The organism is Homoserinimonas sp., assembly GCF_056262345.1.
In genome coordinates, this window is record NZ_JBACFR010000156.1 from 1 (window position 1) to 8,903 (window position 8,903).

At 63.7% G+C, this 8,903-nt stretch carries 7 protein-coding genes; 1 reads left to right on the forward strand and 6 read right to left on the reverse strand.

The features are described from left to right. Both AC062T_RS07910 and AC062T_RS07915 read right to left on the reverse strand, forming a co-directional pair. A partial coding sequence (locus AC062T_RS07910; protein ID WP_476028912.1) for an urea transporter occupies positions 1 to 189 on the reverse strand: 189 nt, incomplete at its 3' end. A 185-nt stretch (positions 190 to 374) separates the two neighbouring features. Then, positions 375 to 3,827 carry an FUSC family protein gene (locus AC062T_RS07915; protein ID WP_476028914.1) on the reverse strand — a complete coding sequence of 1,151 codons (3,453 nt, stop codon included), beginning with the start codon at positions 3,825 to 3,827 and terminating at the stop codon, positions 375 to 377. Between the two features lie 244 nt (positions 3,828 to 4,071). Here AC062T_RS07915 and AC062T_RS07920 point away from each other — a divergent pair, with 244 nt between their 5' ends. Beyond that, entirely contained in the window at positions 4,072 to 5,277 is a 1,206-nt protein-coding gene (locus tag AC062T_RS07920) for a TetR/AcrR family transcriptional regulator (RefSeq protein ID WP_476028916.1), read from the forward strand. A 30-nt stretch (positions 5,278 to 5,307) separates the two neighbouring features. On the opposite strand, the gene AC062T_RS07925 is transcribed toward AC062T_RS07920, so the two are convergent. The 4 genes from AC062T_RS07925 to AC062T_RS07940 form a co-directional block, all read right to left on the reverse strand. Beyond that, complete coding sequence (locus AC062T_RS07925) at positions 5,308 to 5,778, reverse strand: NUDIX domain-containing protein (protein ID WP_476028918.1); 471 nt, start codon at positions 5,776 to 5,778, stop codon at positions 5,308 to 5,310. Between the two features lie 74 nt (positions 5,779 to 5,852). Beyond that, entirely contained in the window at positions 5,853 to 6,953 is a 1,101-nt protein-coding gene (locus tag AC062T_RS07930) for an LLM class flavin-dependent oxidoreductase (RefSeq protein WP_476028920.1), read from the reverse strand. A 3-nt stretch (positions 6,954 to 6,956) separates the two neighbouring features. Further along, positions 6,957 to 8,048, reverse strand: coding sequence for a serine hydrolase domain-containing protein (locus AC062T_RS07935; RefSeq protein WP_476028921.1), 1,092 nt, complete (start codon positions 8,046 to 8,048; stop codon positions 6,957 to 6,959). A gap of 77 nt (positions 8,049 to 8,125) precedes the next feature. Continuing rightward, positions 8,126 to 8,903: GTPase (locus tag AC062T_RS07940; protein ID WP_476028923.1), on the reverse strand; the 778-nt coding region annotated here is incomplete at its 5' end.

An 8,903-nucleotide genomic window follows, 5' to 3' on the forward strand; every position in this document is an offset into this window, starting at 1 on the left:
CAGGCTGCCGACAACACTGCCGAGCACTGCGGCAATGCCCACCTTCCAACTGGCCACAAAGAGTCCGAGCAGGATGAGCGCGCCAGCCCACACGTTGTCGATGAGCACCACCTGCGACACGTTGGTGAGCAGCGACCGCAAAAATCCCAGCCAGACCGAGTCTGCCGTTTGCTCGGGCGCCGCGCTCACGTGTAGCGGCACCGTCGTCCTGGCCGCCCACAATAGAAAAAGTAGCGGCACCAACCAACGCCCCGCAGAACCCCTGCAACGGGTGTCGCACATGGGCAACGTACGCCGGTCCCGAGGCCGCAGATGCGACTCCCAGCTACTCGCACCCGGCAGTCATACAACCCCCAGGAGCCGAGCCATCGTCGCTACTTCTGGGCACGCCGCCACCACACCTCGGCAGCCTGTGGAGAGGCGTCGTTGACCATGAGCGCAACCGTCTGATTTGCTCGCGCTAGAGCACGCAGCGCTGCCTCCGCTTGCCGTGGCTCAGCATCGTCTCCCAGATCGTCGAGCCCGATGTCGGCATCGACAGTGCCCACCGATTGCCCCCGGAACACGCTGAGCAGCGCGGCGAAGTTATCTCGAGTCGCCTTCTCCAATTGCTCCCACTGCTCGACCGTGAGCTTGGCTCTGGCCGTGCGCCCGTGCTCGGCGGCTGCCACGAATTGGCGCGTGTAGTAGAGAAGCTCCCAAAACCCGGTGAGTTGCGTGTCCACGCTGCCGGGGTCGAATGTTCCGAGTCCATGGCGCAGCGGCATAGCGGTGACCTGCAGGTCCCGCAGCTGGTCGGTCATCCTGAGTTCGATCTTCGAAAGCCTGTCGACATCCTCTGAGGTGAGCGACGTCGTGTGCTTCCACGTGTCGAGTGTTTCTGTCGTGATCGATTCGATCGTCTGCGCGAGCTTCTCTGCTTGCTTTGCGTACTTCGTGCGCGTGCGCGTCGGCAGCACGAGGGCGGCGATCACGAGCGCCACGGCTGCTCCGATGATCGTCTCGAGAATGCGCACCCCTATGGCTTCTGTGCTGAGCCGACCCATGAATTCATAGAGCTGGGCAAACATCATCGTCTGCCAAAACGTGGTGAGGGGCGACGATGCGGAGCGGAAGAACACCGTGCCGAACACACAGACCGCCAGCACAGGCAACAGGACGGCGGGGTTTGGCCCGGCGAGGATGGCTATGCCGAACCCGACCGTTGCCCCCGCGATAGTTCCGACGATCTTTTGGGTGCCCTTGACAAATGTTTCGCCGTCGCTGCCGCCGATGGCTTGGTACGCGGGCATTGCGGCCCAGAACTGATGCGTAGACGACACGAATGACCCCAAGAAGAGGGCGATGCCGGTAGAGAGCCCCGCCTGAATAGCCCGGCGCCAGATGGGCGCAGTGTCTGCTTTGGCGGCATCCGGGTTTTCTGCCGGTGTCTTCTCGGTAATCTGCGAGCCATCATCGCTGAGCTCTTCGCCCTCGTCATTCGCTGGGCTATACACGAGGTCATCCACCCGCGCCCAATAGAGCGCGTCGCTCGCCCGCTGCAGTTCGAGGGCGGCGGCCACCACTCGCCTCGCCGGTTGCGGCCAGCGCTCCACTGTCTCCCGCGGGGGCAACGCCTTGGCTATTGCCTGCACCGCCTCGGCCTCCGCCGTCTGCCGGTCCTCGTCGAGTGACGATCCGAGATCAGTTGAACTACGAACCCACGCTGGCCGATCGGGATAGCTCGCGATGTGCTTTTGCAGCGTCTGCAGCACGCCGGCAAGTCGTGCGCGCACAATGATGGGGATGCCTGCGCCCGTCGCGTGGCTGGCGGCCTCCCCCAGGTTGACCAGTCCCAACTCTGCATCGTGCAAACGGATGCGCAGAGCATTCGCCTGCTGATGAGTCAGCCCAATGTCGGGGTCGTCCCCCGTAAGCTGCCCCGCCAGGAACGCAGCGGTGTGATGCGTTTGCTTCATCTCGTTCCGAGTACGCCGCACGAGGTCGGGATCCCACCGGGCGGCAGAAACAGTGTCAATGAGGGGTTCGAGGGAGCGCACAAGGCGCCGCTCGAACGCCGCGACTCCGCCCCTGACGAGCCGGGCATGGGCTCCCCTGTTGGGGATCATTTGAATCAGCACCGAGCTGAGCACCCCCGTGAGGGCTGCGATCGAAAACGGCACGAGTTCGCTGGTTTCGAGGTGCAGCAACAGCGTGAAGTAATACGAGATGAAGAGCAGCTGGCCCAGGGCAGCGAACCGCGGACCCAGCAGCGCAGCGCCGACTCCGACAAACGCGAGAACGGCCACGACGATTGTTGAGACGACCGGGTCCGATGCGAAGAGTCCGTTGAGAGCGAGCGCAATCACAATAGGAATCACCGTGATGAGCGAGGCTAGCCGCTTGATTCCGTGCGCGCCTCCCCCCGAGGCTCCCCCGGTGAACATGGCGATGACGCCTCCGAAGACCGCTGCGGGCATCGGCTCCAACCCGAACGCTGGCAGCCCGACCGCGAGAATCGCCACCGCAAGCGCGGCGGACATCAGAGCCCGGATCGCGCTGATGAGCCGAGAGTATCCGGGGTCGATCAGAGTGGCCCTGCTCCGGATGAACTCGCCTATTCCCCGCCGTTGGCTGGGCCGCTCTCCTTCAGGAGCGGGAGCGAGCACGGCCGTCGGCGCCGCCTCGCTCGGATCTGAATAGACAGGCTGATAGTCGAGATCGCGGGCAACCGCAGAAGTGAAACGATCACCCTTGTAGGCGAAGGGCAGCCACTCGAGGTAACTGTCGTACGCCTCCCCCACGTCCTCAAATGGCTGCACCCCGATGAGCTCGGCCATGTCAATCGTGATGACCGCAAACTCCCGCACCCACGGATCGCCGCTATCCGATCGGCGCACCCTCCCGCGCGGGCGCCGCTGCCCGTGCTCTCGACGAAGCGTCTCAATCTGCTGCGTGAAATCTTCTCTGCTCACCGTCTCGGGGACATCCGAATTGGTCCACCGCAGAAGCGGATGCATATACCCCTGAAACCCCTCGAACTGCTCCGTCAGAAGCAACAGGGCGGGCTGCTTAGTGGAGGGGTGCGAGGCTGGCAGCCCCCAGCGGAGCGCGCCGATCGTGCCCACGAGCATCTGCAACGAGAATGGCAACGAAAAGGTGTCTCGGCCGCTTTGAAAGTAATAGGCGGCGTGGTGGAGCCGAAGCCCGTCGGTATAGGCGCCGAAGCTGTCGAAGATGCCTTGCAAGTGGGAGTCGAGCCCGTTCTCCTGTCCATCGGGAAAGTACGGTTTGAGACTCGTGACCGGCGTGCCAACGGCCCTCACCGGGCTGTAGAACTGCGTCGAAAGCGATCGCAGGCTTGAAACGACGTCGTAGACGCCGAACAAGAACGTCAGCACGAGCGACAGCAGCAGAACGCCGGTGAGGGTCTCAAGAATCGACAGGGCGCTGAGCAGATCAGTGTTCGGCGTGAGCTGCGATGTTCCCACCGTCGCTAGCTGCGCTGCGCTGAAGTAGACGGCGGCAAAGAGGCCGGGATGCTGGCCGGAGAAGAGAAAATTCTTGTCCTCCATGTTGCCGAAATAGATCAGTGCATAGCCGAGGATGGTGCCACCAACCCATACCGCCACCGTCACGATTAGCTGCAGCCCGGTCACCTGCCGGAGGACCACGGGCCGCCACCGGCGCGCGATCCGCCTCGTGAACATCCGGGTGACCGACCACTGCCACCGAGCGAGTCGCCCTGTGATGAACCCGGCCTCGTCGTAATTGAGCGCGGTGAGAAACACGTCCAGGAGGGTCAGCACCAAGACGAGGATTCCGAGCGCAACCCAGACGGCGTCCACGCGCAGAGCATAGGTCTCTCGCCATTTTTCGCCAGGCCCAGTGGTCACAAGTCGCGCGAGCGTGTACCCCGAAAGTCGCCAAATTTGGCCATATAGTCCGGGCTGGGAGCGATTATTGTCCCCCAAAATGTCCCCTTATCTGGGGGCCGGAGAAACCGCAATTAGAGGCCCGCTCATGCTTCACTGTTAATTACCCGAGCGACATCGCCTGCGAACCCGACCGCTACCCACAAGGAGGCACCGGATGTCAGAAGCACCGCACACAGAAAAACCGATCGCGGGCATGGCGCCGCGCGAGAAGATACTCAGTGCCGCCGCGGTGGCGTTCTCGGATCGCGGCTACCACTCAACCAGCATCGCCGAGATCTGCTCTGAATCCGGCGTCGATATCCGCACCTTTGCCGAGCTGTTCGCGACCAAGTACGACCTCTTCCGCGAGGTCGCGTTTTCGACCTCGACCAACATGCTCAAGGCCACCGACGGCATCACCGGCACTGAGCCCCGGCAAGCCAAGGCCGCCGTCCAGCGCATTCTCGCTGAGCTCGCCCGCTCCAGCATCGCCACGCGGGCGGTTGGCGGCTTCTATCGCACCCAGAGCCGCAACCTCGAACCAGATGACCTCTCCCTACTCTTTGGCAACCTCGCGGAGCTTCGCAGCCGAATCCGCGAGCCGCTGCTCATCTATCGTCCAGAACTCAGCGTCAAGGATGCCAATGCGCTCGCGGCGGCCGCGCTCAGCACTATTGCGAGCATCACCATCCACCCGACCAGCTTGCCGGATGCCAAGATTTTTACGCTGCTGACCGTGTCGGCACAGCGAATGCTTGAGAGCGATCCGACCTCATCCATCGTCAATGGCTCGACGCTCTCGGCAACTCCCGTGACGTGGCACAGCGACACAAGCGAGCGCGGCAGCGTGCTAGCGGTCGGCGTGCAGGAGCTCTATGACCGGGGCTACGACTCCGTCACCCTGGAGAGCGTCGCCGCCCAGGCTGGGCTGTCGGTCGAAGCCGTGCAGTCTCACTTCGCCACGACATCCGATCTTCTGTTGGCCGCCTGCAACGACGGGTTCGAGGCGCTGCAGCGCGACACCGAGCGCGCCCTCGCCTGCTCTAGCAAACCGCGCGAGGTGCTCGGGGCGCTCAGCCACGCCTACGTTCAGCACTACTTCGAAGACCCGCAGGTCATGACGATCTTTCTCGCCGACGGGCGCAATCTCGACGACGAAAACCGGCGATCGATGCTGCACATGCAGGAGTACACGATCGGCCGCTGGGCGTCGACGCTGCTGGAGATCAGACCAGAGCTGAGCCCCTCAGAAGCCACGTTCATCGTGTTTGCGGCGCTCAGCGTCGTAGCCGACCTCGGCATTCTCTTTCGCTGGAAGAACGACGATGAGCTCAAGACGCTTATCGAGCGCTGCGTGCTCACCCTCGTAGCCCTGCGCTAATCGCGGCTCAGCGGCAGCCCAACCAGGGGGTCAGAGCCGAGCGCGCAGCTCGGGCCATGACTGGGCAAAGAACGGGTGCAGCGCAAGAGCGGTGAGTTCATCGACGGGAATCCACCGAAGCTCCAGGCTCTCGGGGTCGCTGATGCGGGGCTCGAACGGCCGCGTAGTCTCGACAGCAACGGTCGTGTACGACCAGAAGCCAAGGTCAAGAACGCTCTCGAACAGCGGCGAGATCGCGTCGGCCGGGACATCGGCCTCTTCGCTGGCCTCTCGCACGGCAGCGTCATACGCCGTCTCGTTCTCATGCCGGGCACCCCCCGGCAAACCCCAGGTGCCACCGAAGTGACTCCAGGTTGCCCTGTGCTGCATGAGAATTCCGCGGTCGCGGTCATGCACGAGCAACCCTGCCGCGCCAAAGAGGCCCCAGAACTTCTCCCCATCGCGGCCTTCAACCCATCCGTCACCAGAGGATTGAGGGCGAAACGATGGAACCTGAGTCATGATTCCACTCTCTCACGCATGGCCGGTCTGGTCAGCACCCCGGGCGTCACGCGGCGAAAAACTCTGGCGCTTCGCTACGCCAAAGGGGCAAGCTCGTCCGCCAGCAGCTGCAGAGCGCCCTCTCGCAGCGGCGTCGCTCCGGCCGGGTCGCCGGCATACGCCGACATTCCCACCGAAAGCATGACCTCGTCGACGGCGAATTCTGCGGCTAGATCGCGGATACGGCGAGCCACAGTCGCGGGGTCGCCGATCACCCACCGCTCCAGCATTCCGTCGATGATGTGCTGCTGGGCCGGAGTCACCTCTGTGCGTGCCGCCTCTTCGATGGTCGAGAGGGGCAACAGGGGCGATCCCGTCATGAGCATGGCCATGCGCTGCAGATTGGGCAGCGCCGCTGCTTGCGCTTCTTTCGCTGTCTCCGCTACCGACACATTGAGAGTGAGAAATGTGCGCGGATGCTGCAACCCGCCCTCGGCGGAGTCCTCACGCTCCGGGGTTGCCGCCGGGGTGAATCCTGTGCGGTAGAGGTCCAAGATCCCGCGGGTGCCCTGGCCCGAAAAATGGTGCGCGAACACATAGGGAAGGCCGAGGCGGGCGGCCAACTTGGCCGAATAGTCGCTCGAGCCGAGCAACCACAGCTCAGGCACTGAGACGGCATGAGGGGTGGCGGTTATCGAATAGAGCTGGCCGGACCGCATGCGCAGCGAGGCGCCGGTCGGATCCATAAGCGCGCCGATATCGAGCACATTGCGCTCGAACTCGTCGACATCGCTCGTTGTGCCCGTAGATCGCAGAAGCGAGGTGATCACCGGGTCGCTGCCTGGGGCTCGCCCGATGCCGAGATCGATCCTGCCGGGGTATGCCGCCTCGAGAATGGCAAACTGCTCGGCCACGACGAGGGGTGCATGGTTCGGCAGCATGACTCCCCCGGAGCCAACCCTGATCCGCTCAGTGTTCGCGGCGAGGATTCCTATCAGCACGGCCGGATTGGTGGAGGCTACCGCCGGCATATTGTGATGTTCCGCAAGCCAGTAGCGCCGAAAGCCGAGTCGATCCGCTGTACGGGCGAGCGTCACGCTGGCGGCGATGGCGTCGGAGGTCGTCTGGTTGGTGCGCACTGGCACAAGATCGAGCACCGAGAGGGCGAGCGGGGCGGAGGCTGCTGAAGAGGTCATCCCTCATGACAACGAGGGGATGGTCGCAGGCATTCCCCTCGTGTCGTACGGCGGCAAAACTGACGACAGCGTCGTGATGAGTTGGTGCACAGCGGACGGGTCAGACACCTGGTTGATGCTGCCCGAAATATAAAGGCCGTGGGATGGCACGCAGTAGAGGGCGCTGCCTGTCTCGCCAGGGTGCCCAATAAAAACACGCGGGCCCGGGCCGGGTCGCTGAAATCGCGGCACGACGAACCGGGCGATACCGATCCCCGCTTCGAGAGTGTTCGCCCTCCTCCAGTGGGAGGTCATCTCCAGCAGGTAGGCAGCGTCGAAGAGGCCGCCCGAGAGAAACGCCCTGAGAAAGACCAGGCCGTCTTCTGCCGTGGAGACGATGCTCCCCTGTGCGCGCAGGGAGGCAATGGTGAATGGCAGGCGCACCTCCCTGCCTTCGAAGCGCAGCGGCGAGACCGAGTCGTATCGATCGACGTCTTCAACGCGGAACGGCCAGGTGCCCGTGAGCCTCAGGGGGCCGATGACACGTTCCACGACGGCGGCGCTCCAGGTGGATTTGGTCACAGCCTCGATTACGAGCCCAAGAAGCACATAGTTGGTGCCAGAAAAGTGCGCGCGACGCGGGTCTCCTGCAGCGAACTTCGGGCGCATGCTTCGCGCAGCCGAGAGCGATTGCTCGACGCTCCATCCGCGGTCGCGCGCCAGCGCATCCGTCATGAGACTGCTGCCGTCGGCGCGCCGTTCAGTGAGATAACTACTGAGTCCCGATGTGTGGCTCAGCAGGTGCCGCACGGTGATGTGCTCGGAGTAGTCCGTTTCGCGAAACACGTGCAGGCTCGCCACAACGTCGTCGCCCAGAATCTCGCGCACGGGGTCGTCGAGGCTGAGAGCGCCTTCTTCGCGGAGCTGCATGATCATCGCCGCCGTGTAGAGAGCGGTTGCCGACCCCAAAAAGTACGGGGGTTCGGGTTTCTCGCTCTCGTAGAGCATGCTCCACCCGTTATGCGGGGTCGAGAGAGCGAACGTGATCGAGCCCGTGTCGGAGCGCTCCGAAAACCGGTCGAGGACCGACCGAATTCGGGTTTCGACAGCGGGCACGAGCGCGAGTCTAGGGTCGCGCCTCGATCAGCCGCCAACCCCCATTGGGGGCAAGCGCTGAAAGAACCTCACACCGATCAGGTGCGCTTGCGACGCTCGCGAACGCGCATGTTCACGTTAATCGGAGTTCCCTCGAAGCCGAAGATTTCACGCAGGCGGCGCGTGATGAATCGGCGGTACTGCGGGTCGAGGAATCCAGTGGTGAACAGCACAAACGTCGGCGGCCGGCTCGATGCCTGGGTGCCGAACAGGATGCGCGGCTGCTTTCCACCGCGAACGGGGTGCGGGTGCTCCGCCGTGAGCTCGGCGAGCAGGGCGTTGAACTTGCCCGTCGGGATGCGGGTATCCCACGATTCGAGGGCAGTCTCGAGGGCGGGCACCAGCTTCTCGAGGTGGCGTCCCGTCTTGGCGGAGATGTTAACGCGGGGCGCCCAGGCCACGTGGCTGAGGTCCTGCTCGATTTCACGCTCAAGGTAGATGCGACGCTCGTCGTCGAGAAGGTCCCACTTGTTATAGGCCAGCACGAGAGCTCGTCCCGATTCGAGAACGAGGTCGATGATCTTGAGATCCTGCACGCTAACGGGCTCGGTCACGTCGAGAACGACGACGGCGACTTCGGCCTTCTCCAGCGCGGCACTCGTACGAAGCGAGGCGTAGAAGTCTGCGCCCTGCGAGAGGTTCACACGGCGACGGATACCGGCGGTGTCGACAAAGCGCCACACCTTTCCGGCGATCTCCACCTGCTCATCCACAGGGTCGCGCGTGGTTCCCGCGAGGTCATTCACCACGACGCGCTCTTCGCCGGCAGCCTTGTTGAGCAGGCTCGACTTGCCCACGTTGGGGCGGCCGATGATG

Coding starts and splice junctions, on each gene's coding strand:
- AC062T_RS07920 (WP_476028916.1), top strand. CDS start 4,072: ATGTCAGAAGCACCGCACACAGAAAAACCGATCGCGGGCATGGCGCCG.
- AC062T_RS07925 (WP_476028918.1), bottom strand. CDS start 5,778: ATGACTCAGGTTCCATCGTTTCGCCCTCAATCCTCTGGTGACGGATGG.
- AC062T_RS07930 (WP_476028920.1), bottom strand. CDS start 6,953: ATGACCTCTTCAGCAGCCTCCGCCCCGCTCGCCCTCTCGGTGCTCGAT.